The sequence below is a fragment of the Cupriavidus sp. FW305-27 genome (genome assembly GCF_058787995.1).
The window spans coordinates 15063-31235 of sequence record NZ_JBYTAG010000080.1; the positions used below are offsets into that span (position 1 = coordinate 15063).

The window sequence follows — 16173 nt, forward strand, 5'->3', positions numbered from 1 at the left end:
ATGTTTTGGGCGCACATTTGCCAGGCAGTGCCTGGCAAATTCCTTGAGGGGAGATACTGTGCGGCAGATCCGCTCGAACGGCCACGCTTGATGCGGCTTCCACGAGGACTGTCTGGCGGTGCCGAAGCACCGCCAGACCAGAGGCATTGCTATCCCGCAAGCGGCCCGGCCGCCATCAAGGCATCCAGCTTTGCCTTCACCATTTCAAGCAGGCAGAGCGCGCTGAAGCACGCTTCCGAGCGCACGCTTTGCTGCTCCAGCAGTACGAGTACGCCATCAATGCCGGCACGCACTTCATGCAGGCACGCGTTGGTTTCGATTGCATCGACCATTACTGACTCCTTAGCAGGTTAAGGCGCGCCACTCATTTGAAGGTGAAGGTGGCGGGCCAGACTGCGAGGGTGGAAACCAGTCTCCGGGAAAACCAGCCAGCCTTGCGGCTGCCTCGCCTGGCCCGCCATGGAACGATGCGTTCATGCGAGCACGCAGGAGTGCCGTATGGGATGCGACTCTCCTGCCCGGAGACACCTCGGGTTTCCACGCCCGGTCACCGGCGATCCGATGACGCAACCAGTATTTCCTGCCAGAGTCATGCAGGCGATAAGAGATGTCGCATTCGGAAGAGGCGCGCGAAGCTTGCGGCAACTCAGGCGAGTCGGAAATCGTTGAGTCTTGGAATGCGAGGTGGTCGCGGCATGGAACTAAGCCAAATTATGCGTTCCCGATCCCGCCAGCGAAGATCTTTGGCAGGGATCCGTCCACACTATGCTCCCCCACCTGAGCCACAAAATCCTCCCCCTCCGGCAACCCCAACGAAAACTTCACCGGAAAATTCACAGCAATCCCGCCTTCCGCGGGTACGGACCGCACCACCTCCCGCGCCTGCACATGCGGATCCTCAAACAGCGCCGTCGCCCCCAGCAACGGCGAGAACGGAATATCCAGCGGCCCGAAGAACGCCTCCCACTCGGCCAGGTCGCGCGTGCGGAACACCGCCGCCATCAGGTCATTGACCTCCACCTTGTGCCCGTACCGTCCGGCACGCGTGGCAAAACGCGGATCGCGCAGGGCCGGGAACTCATCACCCAGCGCCTCGCACAGGTTGACCCAGAACTTGTTCTCGAGGATGCCCATCGCCAGATGCAGGCCATCGCGCGTCTCGAAGAGATCGTTCTCCGGCATCACGGTAGGGGATGCCTGCGGCGATGCCTCATGCCCGCGGGCGGCCCAGACGCCATGGGCGGTCCACGACAGGATCGCGTCATGGATCGAGACATCCAGATGTTGCCCCTGCCCGTTCTGGTGCGCACTCATGATCGCCACTGCAAGCGACAGCGCCGCGTAGCCGGATGCGGCGTAATCCGACACCCGCACGCGCGGGCGCGAGACCTTGTCGTGCACCTGCACCGGCGTCGCCCAATAGCCGGCCAGCGCCAGGTAGTTCAGGTCATGCCCGGCGTGGCTGGCATAGGGGCCAGTCTGGCCGAAGCCCGAGACCGAACACAGCACGATGGCCGGATTGACCGCCGCCAGTGCTTCATAGCCCAGCCCGAGTCGCGCCATCACGCCGGGGCGGAAGCCTTCCACCACGGCATCGGCATTGCGGACCAGGTCAAGGAAGGCTTCGCGGCCAGCATCGGTCTTCAAGTCCAGCGCTACCGAGCGTTTGCCGCGATTGAACTGTGCAAACACCGTCGGACCAAGCTGCCGCGCAGTGTCGCCGGTGCCGGGCTGCTCTACCTTGATGACATCGGCACCCAGTTGCCGCAGCAGGCTGCATGCGTGCGGACCGGGCAGCAACTGGCTGACGTCGATGATGGTGACGTCCTTGAGGCAGGACCATTCTGGCTTCATACAGCGCCCTGGGGGGAGAACGAAAGAAGGGGTGCCGCACGTGCGGAAGGTGGCGTGCGGCGCGGGGCGGACCGGACGCTCACCCCAGGTCGCCGAGCATGCCGATCGACTTCATCAGGTCGCCGTAACGCGCGTTGTCGCTGGCGACAATGGTGCCGAACTGCGCGGGCGAGGCGCTGCGGCGCAGTTCGCCGGCATTGGCCTTGAGCTGGGCATCAAACACGCCGGCCGTCTGCAGGGCGCCGACGGCGGCATGCAGCTTCTGGGTCAGTTCGGCCGGGAAGTTGGCCGGTGCGAACAGGCCGCTCCAGTTGTCGATGACAAAGCCCGGGGGCAGGGCTTCGGCCATGGTTGGCACGTCCGGGAAGAACGGCGAACGGGTGGCCGCAGTGACGGCAAGCACCCTGACCTGGTTATTGCGCACGTATTGCGTTGCGGTGCCGAGCACCGGCATGCCGAACTGGGTTTGTCCGGTCAGCATGGCGGTGATGATTTCCGGCGCACCCTTGTAAGGGATATGCACGGCGTCACAGCCGGTCTGGTGCAGCATGGTTTCCACCGCAAGATGGGCGATGCTGCCCTTGCCGCCGGAGCCGTAGTTGAACTTGCCCGGCGCTTTCTTCATGGCGGCGATCAGTTCGGCAGCGGTCTTGTAGGGCGACGAGACCGGCACCACCAGCGCGGACGGTCCGCCGGACAGGGCCGTGATCGGCGTGAAGTCGTGGATCGGATCGTATGGCATCTTGCGGTACATGTGCACGTTGATCACGTGCGCATTGGCCAGTATGCCCAGCGTATAGCCATCGGGCGCGGCCCGGCGCAGCGCGCTGGCGCCGATGATGCCGCCGGCGCCGGGCATGTTCTCGACCACCAGCGGCTGGCCGAGCTTCTTGCCCAGCTCCGCCGACAGCGTGCGGGCCACGTTGTCGGGCGTGCTGCCGGCGATAAACGGAACGATCAGCCGGATCGGGCGGCTGGGGTAGCTGGATGAAGCGCTGGCGGCGCGGGCCGGCAGCAGCAGGCTGCCCAGCGCGGCGGCGCCGGCGGTGGCAAGCCAGTTTCGGCGGTTCATGCTTGGTCTCCGTGGTCTTGTCTTATGGTGTTCATGCCGGCGGCGACCGTGCCGCCGGCACGGTCAGGCCTTCTGCTGCTGCAGCGGTTCAAGGATAGCGCGCGCAATGGTGTTGCGCTGGATCTCGCTGGTGCCGGTGAAGATGCGGAACATGCGCAGCTTGCGGAAGGTCTGCTCCACCGGATGGCCGCGCGTGACGCCGACGTTGCCGTGGATCTGCACGGCCTTGTCCGCCACCTCGAAGCAGCGCTCCGAGACAAAGAGCTTGCACGCCGCAGCCTTCATGCGCAGGTCGGCGCCGGCATCGGCCAGCGCGGCGGTGTGCGTGATCATGCTCTCGCAGGCCCACAGCGCGGCGGCCATGTCGGCCAGCATGTGCTGGATCGCCTGGAAGCGCGCGATCGGCCCGCCGAACTGGCGGCGCTGGCCGGCATATGCCACCGACGACTCATATGCCCTGGTGGCCAGCCCCAGCATGCTGGGGCAGTGCAGCAGGCGGTTCACGTTGATGCGCGACATGCCCAGCTTGAAGCCGTTGCCTTCGCCGCCAAAGATATTGGCGCGCGGCACGCGCACGTTCTCGAAGCGGATGTCGCCGTCGATATGCTGGCCCGACATCGGCACGTACTCGTTGCTTACCGTCACGCCGGGCAGGTCCAGGTCGACCAGCACCGCGGTGATGGCCGGCGGCGTGGTGGTGGCGTCGGTCACGCACATGACGATGGCAAAGTCGGCGAACGGCGCGCCGCTGATGTAGTGCTTGCCGCCGTTGATGACCAGCTCGTCGCCATCGGCCACGGCCGAGGTCCTGATGCTTTGTGCGTCGGAGCCGGAATGCGTTTCCGTCAGTGCGAAGCAGGTCGACTTCTCGCCGCGGATCACGGGCTCGAAGTAGCGCTTGAGCTGGTCCGGCGTGGCGTACTTGAGCATGTTGCCCACGCGCGGCGGGCCGCCCAGGTCGCCCAGCACGTGCGCGGCCAGGGTGGAGCCGCTGGCGGCCAGGTCGGCCTTGAGCGCGCATTGCTCCTGGATGTTCAGGCCCTTGCCGCCGAGCGATGTCGGCAGGCACGCGGCGTAGAAGCCCAGCTCGCTGGAGCGGCGCCAGACCTTGCGCAGGGTCTCGCGCGGCCACGGGTCTTCAGAGCCCAGGCCAAGTTCCTGTTCCAGCGGGCGCAGTTCTTCGTCGATAAAGCGGCGGATGCCGGCGCGGGTTTCCAGCAGTACGGGATTGGTCAGGTGATCGAACATGGCGGGCTCCTTCAATTCACACGGCGCCCGACGCCTTGCCAGTAGCGTTCGCGCACGATCTTGCGGGCCAGCTTGCCGCTGGCGTTCTTGGGCAGCTCGGCGACGAAGTCCACCGAGCGCGGCGACTTGTAGTCGGCAATGCGCTCGCGGCAATGCGCGATCAGCTGCTGCGCGGTGGCCTCGCGCCCGGGGCGCAGCGTGACCACGGCCTTGACGCTTTCGCCCCAGGTGTCGTCCGGCACGCTGATGACGCAGGCTTCCAGTACGTCGGGGTGCTGGTACAGCGTGGCTTCCACTTCGGTCGGATAGACGTTGAAGCCGCCGGAGATGATCATGTCCTTCTTGCGGTCGACCAGGTACAGGTAGCCGGCCTCGTCCACGCGCGCCATGTCGCCGGTGTGCAGCCAGCCATCGATGATGGTCTCGCGCGTCAGCGCGGGCTCGTTGAAGTAGCCGTGGAACACGTCTTCGCCGCGGATCACCAGCTCGCCGATCTCGCCCACGGCGACCTCCTTGCCTTGCTCGTCGACCACGCGCACTTCGGTCTCGCCCAGGGCGCGGCCGCAGGAGGCCAGGCGCTCAGGGTGGTTGGCAATGGCGTCGGCATGGTCGGTGGTGGACAGACGTGTGACGCCCGAGGTCGATTCGCTGGCGCCATAGCCCTGCGACAGGATCGGGCCGATGCGCTCCCAGGCCTCGCGGATGCGTGCCGGCGCCATTGGCGCGGCACCGTAGGCCAGGGTCTTCAGGCTGGACAGATCGGCCTGGGCCAGCGTGGGCTCGGCCAGCAGCATGTTGATCATGGCCGGGACCATGAACACGTGGGTGATGCGTAGCCGCGCCACCTCGGCCAGGAAGTGCGCGGGCTCGAATTTCTCGAACAGCACCAGCGTGGCGCCCTGGTACAGGTAGGGCTGCATCAGCATGCCGGAGGCGTGCGTGACCGGCCCGATCAGCGCCAGCCGGTCGCCGGGGCGGGCCGGGCGGTCCATGCCGGACACCATCTTGCGCAGCGCCGCCATGCGGTTGCCGTAGCTCTGCATGGCAGCCTTGATCTTGCCGGTGGAGCCGGACGAGAAGTGCAGCACGGCCAGGTCGTCGGGGGCGGGGGTGATGTCAGGCGGCGTGGTGCCGGCATTGGCCAGCAGCGCTTCATACTCGACATAGCCCGCCGGCGCATCGCCGATGGCAATAAAGGTCTCGATGCTGCCGAAGCCGGCCGTGGTGCGCGCATAGCCGGTGTAGCCGGGGCCGGCGATCAGCACGCGCGGGGTGCAGTTCCCGACCACGTCGCTGGCCTCGGCCGCGGTGAAGCGCGGGTTGAGCGCCGCCTTGACCAGACCCGCCTTGTACAGCGCGCATTCCAGTTCGACCAGCTCGGGCCGGTTGCGCGACTGCACCGCGACGCGGTCGCCGGGCTGCAGGCCCAGTGCCAGCAGCGCATTGGCCAGGCGCGTTGAGCGTTGGTCCAGCTGGCGATAGGTCACCACCCGGTCCTGGTAGAGGATGGCGGGCTGGTCGCCCCAGTAGCGCGCGGCGCGGCGCAGGAAATACGCGAAACCCATGCTGTCTCCGTTGATACCTGTTGATTCCGGTGAGCGCTTTTACGTGTGCTCGTGCGCCGTAGTCTGTAAGATGGCTGGCATCACCACAATGAACCATTGGCTATAAAGTCATAACCATCAGGAATGTGAGGCAATGGAGACGCGGGATATCGAATACATCCTCGCCGTGGCGGCGCACGGCGGCATCGGCCGTGCCGCCGACGCGCTGGGAATCAGCCAGCCGGCGCTGACCAAGGCGGTGCAGCGGGTGGAGACCCAGGCCGGGCTGCCGCTGTTCGAGCGTACCGCCAACGGTATGACCGCCACCTACGCCGGCACGCGCTTCCTGGAGCGGGCGCGGCGCATCCAGCTGGAATACGAGGACGGCATCAAGGAGATGCTGGGCATCCGCACCGGCGAGCAGGGCATCCTGCGCGTGGGCTATTCGCCGTCGATCCCGGGCAACGTGATCCTGGGCGCTTGCCGGCAACTGGTGCGCGAGCGTCCCGTGGCACGGCTGCGGCTGCGCCGCAGGCTGGCGCGCGACCTGCTGGACCTGCTGGCGGCGGGGGAACTGGATGTGGCGGTGGCACCGGCGCCGTTGGCAGCCTCATCGACCGGCCTGGCGGTGCAGCCGCTCTTTGACGACCGGCTGGTGGTGGTGGCGGACGAGGGCCATGCCTTGCTGCAGCGGCGCAAGCTGCGGCTGGCGGACCTGGCGGACCAGGAATGGCTGCTGCCCGAAGGGCATATCACGCTGCGCCAGCAGGTGGACGCGGCGTTCCGCCAGCGCGGCCTGCCGGAGCCGCAGCCGCGCATCGAGATCGACTTTGGCAGCAGTTCGCTGTTTGCGCTGATGCAGGGCACGCAGATGCTGAGCATCGCCAATGAAGGCGGCGATGCCATGCAGCACGGCCTGCGCGTGCTGCCGCTGGGCGTGGAGGAGCTGGACCTGCGCCGGAACATCGGCGTGATCTCGCGCGAGGGCGCCTACCTGTCGCCGCTGGCGCAGCGCCTGACGGTGCTGCTGAGCGAGCACAGCCGCTGAGGCAGCGGCAGGGCCACGCGGTTATTGCAGCGGGATCTTGGCCACCTCCGCCAGCCGCTTCCAGCGCTGGATCTCGTCCTTCTGGTACTGCAGCATTTCGGCAGGCGATGACAGGATCAGCTTGGTCGACTGGCGCGTGTAGTACTCGCGCACATCCGGGGCCCTGCCGGCCTGCGCAAACAGGTCCTGCAGCCGTTTCACCACTGCCGGCGGCGTCTTTGCCGAGACCGCCGCGGCTACCCAGTTGTAGGCCAGGAAGTCCGGCAGGCCGGCTTCGGCGATGGAGGGCACGTCCGGCAGCAGCGGCGAGCGCTGCGGTGCGGTGTAGGCCAGCGCGCGGACCTTGCCGCCGCGGACCAGTTCGATGGCGCCGGTGGCATCCACCACGGCGAAGTCGACATTGGCCGCCATCACGCCGTTGATGGCATCGCCAGCGCCCTTGTACGGCACGGCGGTGGTCTTGATGCGGGCCAGTTCGTTGAGCCACTCGGAGTAGAGCGTGTAGGAGATCGAGCCCGAGCCGTAATTGAGCGCGCCGGGGCGCTTGCGGGCATCTTCCAGCAATTCCGTCAGCGTGCGGTAGGGCGAGCTTGCCGGCACGATGATCACGCATGGCCCGCGCGATAGCAGCGTGATCGGCGCAAAGTCGGTCAGCGGGTCATACGGCAGCTTGCGGAAGGTGGCGGCGTTGGTCGACAGCGTGGAATTGCTGCCGATAAAGACGGTGTAGCCGTCTGGCGGCGCGTTCAGCGCGGTCTGCACGCCAATGAAGCCGTTGCCGCCGGGCTTGTTCTCCACCACCACACCCTGGCCGGTCAGCTCGCCGATCTTCTTGGCGAACATGCGCGCGGTGGTGTCGGTGCCGCTGCCGGAAGGGAAGGGCACGACAAAGCGGATCGGGCGGGACGGGAAGGCGTCGGCGGACTCGGCGGCGGGCGCCGCCAGCGGCGTGGCGGTGCCGATGGCCGCCAGTGCGGCGGGAGCCAGTCCAAGGAAGCGGCGGCGGGAACGGAAAACCTGTTGCATGGTGTCTCCTGAGCGTGGAATGCCCGGCGTGTTCCCGCCGGTGCAAGGGGATAAGCGGGGGCCTAACGGCGCAAGCCGAGCAGGTCGCGTGCGATCACCCAGCGGTGCACCTCGCTGGGCCCTTCGTAGATGCGCATCAGACGGGTCTCGTTGGCCATCTGCTGCAGTGGCAGCTCCTTGGTCATGCCCATCGCGCCGAAGGTCTGCATGGCGTGGTCGATCACGTCCCACGCCATCTCGGTGGCGAATACCTTGATCATCGATACCTGCGTGCGGGCCTCGTCGCCGGCGTCGATGCGGCTGGCGGCTTCGTAGGTCATCAGGCGGCACGCGTGGATGCGCGTGGCGGCGTCGGCCACCCACCACTGGATCGCCTGGCGCTGCGCCAGCGGCGCGCCGAAGGTCTGGCGCTGCGGCGCGTACTCGCAGATCATGTCCAGCGCCCGCTGCGCCCGGCCGATGCACCACGCGGCCATCTGCACGCGGCGCGTGGACAGCCGCGCCTGCATCGGCGCAAAGCCCTGGCCCTCGGTGCCCAGCAGCTGCGAGGCGGGGATGCGGCAGTCTTCCAGCACCACCTCGTAAGTCGATGCGCCGCCGATCATCGGGATGCGGCGCTCCACCCGGAAGCCCGGCGTGCCGCGCTCGACGATAAAGGCCGAGATGCCGCCGCGCGCGCCCTTGGCCTTGTCGGTCACGGCCATGACGATGGTCCAGTCGGCGCGCGCCGCGCGGCTGATCCAGATCTTGCGCCCATTGAGCACCCAGTGCTCGCCGTCGCGTTCGGCGCGCGTGGTCATCATGGCGGGGTCGCCGCCGGCGCCCGGTTCGGAAATGGCGATGGCCGACACGGTCTCGCCGCGCGCGTAAGGGGCCAGGTAGCGCTCACGCTGGGCCTCGCTGGCGCTCAGCATCAGCATGCGCAGGTTGGGCGAGTCCGGCGGCAATTCGTAGGGCGTGATGGTCTTGCCCAGTTCTTCGTTGACACCCACCATGGCCACCGTGGGCAGGTCGGCGCCGCCCATCTCCGTGGGCGCATCCAGGCCCCACAGGCCCAGTTCGCGCGACATCGCGTCAAGCCGCGCATGCTCTTCCGGCAGCAGCGTCATCTGCCCGCCGGCGGCTTCGCGCGCCAGCACCGCGGGTTCCAGCGGGATCAGCTGCTCGCGCACAAAGCGCGCGACCAGGTCCTTGAGCATCCGGTGTTCGCCGTCCAGTTCAAAGTTCATGCCCTGTCTCCTGCTGATTCGTTATGGTTGGCTGACGCCTTGCGCGAGGCCCAGCTCCTGCAGGACTTCGGCGGTGTGTTCGCCCAGTCCCGGCGCATGGCGGCGCAGCGACAGCGGCGTGGCCGAGAAGCGCGCGGCGGGGCGCACTTCGCGCAGCGGGCCTTCGGTGGGGTGCTGCGTTTCCTGGAACAGGCCGACGGCGCGCAGGTGCGGGTGGTCGACCAGCGCGTCCAGGCCGTAGATCGGCGTGGCGGGGATGTCGAGCGACTCGAACAGCGCCATCCATTCATCGGTGGTGCGCGCCGGCGTCAACTCGGCCAGGTGACCGTACAGCGCGCGGATATTGGCGTTGCGCTGCGCGCGGTCGGCCACCTCGTAGCGCTCGGCCAGGTCGTCGCGGCCCACGGCGCGGAAGAAGGCTTGCCAGTGGCGCTCGGTGTAGGGCAGGGCGCAGATCCAGCCGTCGCGGGTCGGCGCGGGTCGGCGCCCGCCCTGCAGCAGGCGGGCGTAGCCGGCGCCTGTGGGTGCGGGCTCGAAGGTCAGGCCGCCCAGGTGCTCGGCCATCACGAACGCGGTCATGGTCTCCAGCATCGGCACCTCCACCGACTGGCCGACGCCGTGGCGCTCGCGGTACAGCAGGGCTGCCAGCACGGCGTTGGCCAGGGCCAGGCCGGTAGTCTTGTCGGCGATCAGGCTGGGCACGTACTCCGGGCGATCGCCGGTGGTGGAACCCAGCGCGACCAGCCCGCAGCCGGCCTGGATGATGTCGTCGAAGGCCGGCTTGTCGCGGTGCGGACCGTCCTGGCCGAAGCCGGTGGCCACGCAGTAGACGATGCGCGGATTGATGCGCGCCACTTCGGCATAGCCGAAGCCCAGCCGCTCGATCGCGGCTACGCGCATGTTGTGCACCAGCACGTCGGCGCTGGCGATCAGCCCGCGCAGCGCCTCGGCGCCCTCGGGGGTCTTCAGGTCGAGCACGACCGAGCGCTTGTTGCGGTTCAGCGCCAGGTAGATCGAGCTCATGCCGGCGTGCTGCGAGACGCCGTTGGCGCGCATCAGGTCGCCCTCGGGCCCTTCGATCTTGATCACGTCGGCGCCAAAGTCGGCCAGCACCTGCGTGGCCAGCGGCCCGAGCACGACCGCGGTGAGGTCGAGCACGCGGATGCCGTCCAGCGGGCCGGCCGGCGTGGCGCGGGTGTCTTGTTCGCTCATCGGGGCCACTCCTTCAACGGCGCTTGAAAACAGGGGTGCGGCGCGCGGCCATGGCGGCGACGCCCTCGCGGAAGTCTTCGCTGCGGAACTGTCCGTGCTGGATTGCCAGTTCGCGCTGGTTGATCTCGGCGATGCGGTCGGCCAGCCCTTCGCGCAGCGTGGCGCGCGTGGATTCCACGGCCAGCGGGGCAGAGGCGGCGATCTCTTGCGCCAGGGCCATGGCGCGGGCATTGACCTGCGCCTTTTCCACCAGTTCATCGGCCAGGCCGATCTCGACCGCGTCGGTGCCGGTGATGCGCCGGCCGGTATAGAACAGCAGCGCGGCCTGCTGCTCGCCCACCAGCCGCGGCAGCGTCAGGCTCATGCCGAAACCGGGGTGAAAGCCCAGCCGGTTGAAGTTGGCGCTGAAGCGTGCCTCGGCGCAGGTCACGCGGAAGTCCGCCACCAGCGCCAGCCCCATGCCGGCGCCGATGGCGGCGCCTTCCACCGCGGCCACGATCGGCTTGCGGTTGCGGTAAAGCCTCATCGCATGCGCGTAGAAGCCGCCCGGGTCGTTGGCTATCGCGCCCTGGTCGGCGCCGCTGAAGTCGGCCCCGGCGCAGAAGGCGCTGACGCCGGACGCCAGCACGATGGCGCGGCAGTTCTCGTTGTCGTCCAGCGCCTGCAGGGTGTCGGCCAGGCGCCGCATGATGTCGGCATCGACAAAATTGTGCGGTGGGCGGGACAGGACGATGCGGGCGACGTGGCCTTCATGGGTGACCTGGATATTGGCGTCGGCTGACATGCGGGGCGTTCCTCTGTGGTGGATCGGCTCGGGGGCCGGGATGGACACAGTATTCGCGCCGCGCGGCCGTACCGCTATACTCTAATTTCACTAACTGAAATTATTGGCGATGCCGGACGCCGTGCTGCCAGAGCCCTCCACCCGCCGCGTCACGCACCAGACCGGCCGCTTTACCCGCGACACCGCGGGCAGCCAGTCGCTGGAGCGCGGGCTGGTGCTGCTGCGGGCCTTCCGTGTTGGCACCACCAGCCTGACCAATGCCGAGCTGGCGGTGCGCACCAGCCTGCCGCGCCCCACCGTCAGCCGGCTGACGCGCTCGCTGGTGGATGCCGGCTTCCTGCGCTATGACGTGAACGAACGCGCCTACCGGCTGGCGCCGGTGGTGCTGAGCCTGGCCGATGCCTTCCACCAGTCCAGCCGCGCGCCGGACATTGCCTTGCCGCTGATGCGCAAGGTGGCCGAGGCCGGCAAGGTCAACGTGGGGCTGGCCGTGGGCGACCAGCTGGAGATGGTGTACCTGGCGTCGATCCGGCACAGCCGCGACAGCGTGTCGCGCACGCGGCGCGTGGTGCCGGGAACCCGCGTGCCGATGGAGATGACGGCGATCGGGCTGTCATGGCTGGCGGCGCAGCCTGAGGGGGTGAGGGAGGACCTGCTGGCCGGCATCGCCGCGCGCCAGGGCGAGGACTGGATCAACATGCGGGCCAAGGTGCTGCGCGGCATCGCGCAGGCGCAGCGGCACGGCTATTGCACCGCGGCCTACCAGCCCGGGCACCTGCTGGCCGTGGGGGCCGCATTTTCCGGGCCGGACCAGCAGCTTTACGGGCTCAATATCAGCTTCCCGTTCAACGAGAGCGAGCGCAGCCGCGACAATGCCCGCTATGCGGCCCAGCTGGAGCGGCTGGTGGCGGACATCCAGGAGGCCTGGCGCCGCGCCGCCGGATAATCCGGGCTCAGTACACCGACGGCATGCCTGCGGGCCGGTTCTTGAAGCGCCGGTGGATCCAGTAATACTGCTCCGGCATGGTGGCGATCTGGGCTTCGAGGAAGGCGTTCATGCGGCGCGAATCTTCCTCGACGCTGCCCGAGGGGAAGCCTTCCAGCGGGTCGAATATGCGCAGCCGGTAGCCGCGGTAGTCGGGCAGCACTTCGGTGGTGAAGGGCACCACGCGCGCGCCGGTCATGCTGGCCAGGCGCGAGGCCGAGGTCAGCGTGCAGGCCGGCACGCCAAAGAACGGCACGAACACCGAATCGTTGATGCCGAAATCCATGTCCGACGCCAGCATTACCGGGCAGCCGGCGCGCAGCGTGCGCACCACCTGCTTGCCGCTGCCGCTGCGCGGGATCATCTCGGCGCCAAAGCGCCCGCGCTGCGTGCGCGAGATGTCTTCCAGCATCTGGCTGGACATCCTGGTGTACAGCGAGGCCACCGGGTGGCGCATCGAATAGAACATGCAGCCGGCCTCGATGCCGACGAAATGGAAGCCCATGAAGATGGTCGGATGCTCCGCGCACGAGGCCAGGTCGATGCGCGAGTCCAGTTCCACCAGCTTGCCCAGGCGCTCGGCGCTGCCGAACCACTGCACGCCGCGCTCCAGGTAGCTGCGCAGGACGTGGCCGAAGTGGTTCCGTGCCAGCTTGTCGCGCGTGTCTGCATCCATGTCCGGGAAGCACAGGGACAGGTTGGTATGGACAATGCGCCGGCGGCGGCTGGGGATGCGATACAGCAGCTTGCCGATCGCATCGCCAAGGCGTGCGGTGACACCGTACGGCAGGGCGGCGACGAGCTTGAAGACTGCGATGGTGAGCGCAGCCTGGAGCCGGTGTTTCATGTAGATCCTAGGAGCGGCAGCGGCGGCTCGGGCAAAGGCCCCGGGCAGGCGGCTGCGCGGCAATAATTCGGCGCCACTGGCTGGTGGCGAACGGGGTGCACCCGAACGACGGGAAGAGCGAGGGCCGGCCCCCGGCATATGCCCGGCGCCTGGCGCGGCACGGTGTGCGCGTCGGAGGCTGACAAAGCAAGGCGGGACGCCAGGGCGGCGCCCCCGGCACGGCGCGCGGGCCGAAGGGCGGCGTGGGTGCGCTATGCGTCGCTGCGCAAGCTTTCTCTGAAGGGCGCACTGTAGCACGATGGCAGCTGCCCGGCGATGACGGTTACTACCAGTAGCAAACAGGGGGAGATTATTGCAGCGCCTGGGTGATTCAGCGGAAATGCTCGGGCCGGGGCAGGGCATTTCCGACTGTGCCGGGGTGCGATCCGGGGAAGGGAAAATGGCGCTGAATAATACGCGCAGGCGGCGTCGTCACGCCTGCAATAATGACCGGCGGGATTATCGGGCAGGAATTGCTCAGGGTTTTTTCAATTCGCCCAGGTAGTAATTGACCTCGGCCAGCAGGGCGCGGTGGAATTCCGCCGGCAGGACATGGTCGTCGGTCAGCGACATCAACTGGTTGATGCGCTGGCGGAAGCGCTGCTCGGCGCTGGCGCGCGCCGCCGGCGGCAGGCCTGTGGTCAGCGAGCACAGCAGCTCGCGCATCACCAGCAGGCGCGCGCCATACTGGATCATGGCATCGCCTTGTGTCTTGAGGTTTTGCGCCAGCTGTTCCGGCATCGTCTTGCCCGGCTCGCCAGGTGCACCCGGAGCGGGAGATTCGGCGGTGTTGTGGTCATTGTTGTCGGGCGCGGCCGCGCCGGTCTTTTTTCCAAGCATGGTGATCCTGAACATGGGCGAGGCTCCCTGGTACAAGCGGGGCCGGCCTGAAACGCCGGCGGCCTGGATGGCAGTAGCACTCATCATGGAAGCCTGCCGTGCACCGGACTGTGCGGCGGCAGACACTGGGACGCCTTGCGCGGCGTCAGCCGGCCAACGCCGCCGGCGCGGGTTTGCGGCCCTTGCCTGCGCGCGCAGGCGGCAGGCACAGTCCGCAGACGTAGCGGTGGCGCGCATCGTCGGCCTGCACGACATACTCGCCCCGGCAGTCCCTGCAGCGCGCCAGCCGCAGCATGCCGCGCTCATAGAAGCGCACCAGCGTCCAGGCGCGGGTAAAGCTGAGCTGCGAGGCCTCGCCGGTGGCGCACAGCTGTTCGCGGTACATGCGGTAGCTGGACAAGACCGCGCGGATCCCGTCCAGGCTGCCGCGGCTGGTCATGAAGCGGTAGGCGCCAAGCAGCATCGAGGCATGGGCATTCGGGCGCCAGGAGACAAACCAGTCCGTGGAGAACGGCAGCATGCCCTTGGGCGGCGACACCCCGCACAGCTCCTTGTACAGCCGGATCAGGCGCACGCGTGGCAGAGACACTTCGGACTCCAGCACCTGCAGGCGGGCGCCCAGGCCGATCATCTCGATTGCCAGGCGGATCTGCTCAACATCCTGCAGCATGCTCTTGCCGGGACGCGGGGGCCTGGCGCGCGGAACCGGGGCCGGTGAGCCGGCCACAGCCGTGCCGGCGATATCGTGTACATCCATTGTTCTCCTCCGATATATCGGGAATGGGCGCGGGGAAGCCGGTTGCTGATCCGGCTTGCCCGGGCCTGTCACCGATAATCATGACCCGGCGTGTCACCGTGCGCGGCACGGCTCCTCGCGGGTCCGGGGCTCAGGTTTCTCGTAGTCGAGGAGGATTTTTGGATCGATCGGGGCGTTATAACCATGACATGCATCAACAATCATATTTCCGCGATTATTGTGTGTCAGGTACGGCGCCTGGATTTAACCGTCCCCACCCCGGTGTAGGAGAAGTGCCCGCACGCTATCGGACTGACGCCGATTTCATTGGCAGGCCAATGGACTACGCTGCAAGAACACCAACGACGGAGCGACCCATGGCTGCGAACTTCCTGATCAGGCAGACGGCGCAAGGCTGGGAACTGGCGGTCGAAAGTGCCCGCAAGGGCCTGGTGCACTGCGAGGATCGCGAAATCGCCGTCAGTATCGGCATGGCTGCGGCCAGGCGGCGTGGCGTCGCGCTGATCGTGCAGGAGGAAGGGGGCGGCAATGACACCCCGAGCGGCATCACACAACTGGCTGCCTGAGAACAGGCCCGCCCCGCCCGATAGCGCGGTACGGCACCTGGCGTGCCATCAGAACACCCCAAGCCCCAATCCCGCTGCCAACCCCTCACCCAACTCCGCGCAACGCGCCAAGTCCCCGGCTTCGATCTGCTTGGGCGCAAGGATGCGCTCCGGTGTCTGCGCATGCGTACAGACGATCAGCCCCGGCGCCACGGCGTTGAGCCGCCAGCCGGTGGCGATGCGCTCGATCTGGCGCAGCGCATTCTGGCCATCGCTGCCGGCGCAGATCATGGTGGCGTAGGGGCGGCCGTTGATGCGGTCCAGCGCGGCGTAATAGCAGCGATCGAAGAAGTCCTTCATCATCCCTGCCATGGCGGCCAGGTTCTCCGGCGTGGCGAAGAGATAGCCGTCGGCGCCAAGGACATCGTCCGGGCCTGCCTCGGCAGCGGTCTTGAGTACGACCGTGATGCCGGGCTGCTGGCGGGCCGCGCCAGCGGCGGCCTCGGCCATCTGCCGGGTGCCTCCGGTCATGGTGTGATAGACGATCAGCAGCGTTTTCATGCTTGCGTGGGGGCGGTGTGCCGTACGCTGAAGACTGTATCACGCAGGCCGGCGACGACAGTTATCGTAGAATCCGGGGCAGCCATCCTGCGCGCCCGGCGCACGTGCCACCCCGTCATGCCGAAAGCCAAAGCCCCCGCTCTTGACCGCTCCGCCAGCGAGCAGGCCATCCAGTTGCTGGATGCCGCCACCGATCATGTTCTCGCCAATGGCCTGGGCGATCTGTCCTTGCGCAGCGTGGCGGATGCGCTCGGCACGAGCCACCGCATGCTGATCTACTACTTCGGCTCCGGGGATGGCTTCTGGCAGGCACTGTTGCATCGCATCCGCCATGCGGAGCAGGCCGCCCGCGAGCGCGTGATGGTGGAAGGCATGGCTCCCGAGGCCGCGATGGAAGCGGCGTGGGAGCGCTATTCCGCCCCAGGCTACCTGCCGATCATGCAGCTGATGTTCGAGATCTACGGCAAGGCCATCCGCGACCGCGAGCGCTTCAGCGGCTTTCTGGAAGACGTGGTCGGCAGCTGGACAACCACGTTGGCGACGCGCCTGCAGCGCGACCTCGGCCGCGGCGCTGCCGAGGCC

The 16173-nt window shown here is 67.6% G+C and carries 17 protein-coding genes; 4 read left to right on the plus strand and 13 right to left on the minus strand.

Features of this window, described 5'->3' with window-relative positions; all coding sequences use genetic code 11:
- Positions 1-149 precede the first annotated feature (149 nt).
- The 5 genes from AC3WRI_RS28685 to AC3WRI_RS28705 form a co-directional block, all read right to left on the minus strand.
- A complete protein-coding gene (locus AC3WRI_RS28685) occupies positions 150-332 on the minus strand; it encodes a DUF1484 family protein (protein WP_010809624.1) in 183 nt (60 codons plus the stop codon).
- Between the two features lie 379 nt (positions 333-711).
- Complete coding sequence (locus AC3WRI_RS28690) at positions 712-1854, minus strand: CaiB/BaiF CoA transferase family protein (RefSeq protein ID WP_011616880.1); 1143 nt, start codon at positions 1852-1854, stop codon at positions 712-714.
- Between the two features lie 79 nt (positions 1855-1933).
- Positions 1934-2926: a tripartite tricarboxylate transporter substrate binding protein gene (locus AC3WRI_RS28695; protein WP_011616881.1), complete on the minus strand. Its 993-nt coding sequence runs from the start codon at positions 2924-2926 to the stop codon at positions 1934-1936.
- A 63-nt stretch (positions 2927-2989) separates the two neighbouring features.
- Positions 2990-4174: an acyl-CoA dehydrogenase family protein gene (locus AC3WRI_RS28700; protein ID WP_011616882.1), complete on the minus strand. Its 1185-nt coding sequence runs from the start codon at positions 4172-4174 to the stop codon at positions 2990-2992.
- Positions 4175-4185: 11 nt separating this feature from the next.
- Positions 4186-5739, minus strand: a complete 1554-nt coding sequence (locus tag AC3WRI_RS28705) for an AMP-binding protein (protein WP_010809628.1) — start codon at positions 5737-5739, stop codon at positions 4186-4188.
- A gap of 133 nt (positions 5740-5872) precedes the next feature.
- On the opposite strand from AC3WRI_RS28705, the gene AC3WRI_RS28710 reads away from it, so the two are divergent.
- Complete coding sequence (locus tag AC3WRI_RS28710) at positions 5873-6766, plus strand: LysR family transcriptional regulator (protein ID WP_011616884.1); 894 nt, start codon at positions 5873-5875, stop codon at positions 6764-6766.
- Positions 6767-6787: 21 nt separating this feature from the next.
- On the opposite strand, the gene AC3WRI_RS28715 is transcribed toward AC3WRI_RS28710, so the two are convergent.
- The 4 genes from AC3WRI_RS28715 to AC3WRI_RS28730 all read right to left on the minus strand — a co-directional run bounded on the left by AC3WRI_RS28715 (position 6788) and on the right by AC3WRI_RS28730 (position 11017).
- Positions 6788-7792, minus strand: a complete 1005-nt coding sequence (locus AC3WRI_RS28715; protein WP_492294559.1) for a Bug family tripartite tricarboxylate transporter substrate binding protein — start codon at positions 7790-7792, stop codon at positions 6788-6790.
- Between the two features lie 62 nt (positions 7793-7854).
- Positions 7855-9021 (minus strand): acyl-CoA dehydrogenase family protein, encoded by a 1167-nt coding sequence (locus AC3WRI_RS28720; protein WP_492294561.1) that lies wholly within the window; start codon positions 9019-9021, stop codon positions 7855-7857.
- Between the two features lie 21 nt (positions 9022-9042).
- Positions 9043-10233 carry a CaiB/BaiF CoA transferase family protein gene (locus AC3WRI_RS28725; RefSeq protein ID WP_010809632.1) on the minus strand — a complete coding sequence of 397 codons (1191 nt, stop codon included), beginning with the start codon at positions 10231-10233 and terminating at the stop codon, positions 9043-9045.
- Positions 10234-10246: 13 nt separating this feature from the next.
- Complete coding sequence (locus AC3WRI_RS28730; RefSeq protein ID WP_492294563.1) at positions 10247-11017, minus strand: enoyl-CoA hydratase/isomerase family protein; 771 nt, start codon at positions 11015-11017, stop codon at positions 10247-10249.
- A gap of 109 nt (positions 11018-11126) precedes the next feature.
- Here AC3WRI_RS28730 and AC3WRI_RS28735 point away from each other — a divergent pair, with 109 nt between their 5' ends.
- Complete coding sequence (locus tag AC3WRI_RS28735) at positions 11127-11963, plus strand: IclR family transcriptional regulator (protein WP_010809634.1); 837 nt, start codon at positions 11127-11129, stop codon at positions 11961-11963.
- Between the two features lie 7 nt (positions 11964-11970).
- On the opposite strand, the gene AC3WRI_RS28740 is transcribed toward AC3WRI_RS28735, so the two are convergent.
- The 3 genes from AC3WRI_RS28740 to flhC form a co-directional block, all read right to left on the minus strand.
- Entirely contained in the window at positions 11971-12849 is an 879-nt protein-coding gene (locus AC3WRI_RS28740) for a lipid A biosynthesis lauroyl acyltransferase (RefSeq protein WP_010809635.1), read from the minus strand.
- A 516-nt stretch (positions 12850-13365) separates the two neighbouring features.
- A complete protein-coding gene (locus AC3WRI_RS28745) occupies positions 13366-13743 on the minus strand; it encodes a hypothetical protein (protein ID WP_010809636.1) in 378 nt (125 codons plus the stop codon).
- Between the two features lie 130 nt (positions 13744-13873).
- Positions 13874-14485: a flagellar transcriptional regulator FlhC gene (gene flhC, locus AC3WRI_RS28750; protein WP_011616889.1), complete on the minus strand. Its 612-nt coding sequence runs from the start codon at positions 14483-14485 to the stop codon at positions 13874-13876.
- Positions 14486-14841: 356 nt separating this feature from the next.
- On the opposite strand from flhC, the gene AC3WRI_RS28755 reads away from it, so the two are divergent.
- Positions 14842-15051 carry a hypothetical protein gene (locus AC3WRI_RS28755; protein ID WP_439669830.1) on the plus strand — a complete coding sequence of 70 codons (210 nt, stop codon included), beginning with the start codon at positions 14842-14844 and terminating at the stop codon, positions 15049-15051.
- Positions 15052-15099: 48 nt separating this feature from the next.
- Here the strand turns inward: AC3WRI_RS28755 and AC3WRI_RS28760 are convergent, their stop codons facing one another.
- Entirely contained in the window at positions 15100-15591 is a 492-nt protein-coding gene (locus tag AC3WRI_RS28760) for a flavodoxin family protein (RefSeq protein WP_010809639.1), read from the minus strand.
- A gap of 117 nt (positions 15592-15708) precedes the next feature.
- On the opposite strand from AC3WRI_RS28760, the gene AC3WRI_RS28765 reads away from it, so the two are divergent.
- Positions 15709-16173: TetR/AcrR family transcriptional regulator (locus AC3WRI_RS28765; protein WP_492294565.1), on the plus strand; the 465-nt coding region annotated here is incomplete at its 3' end.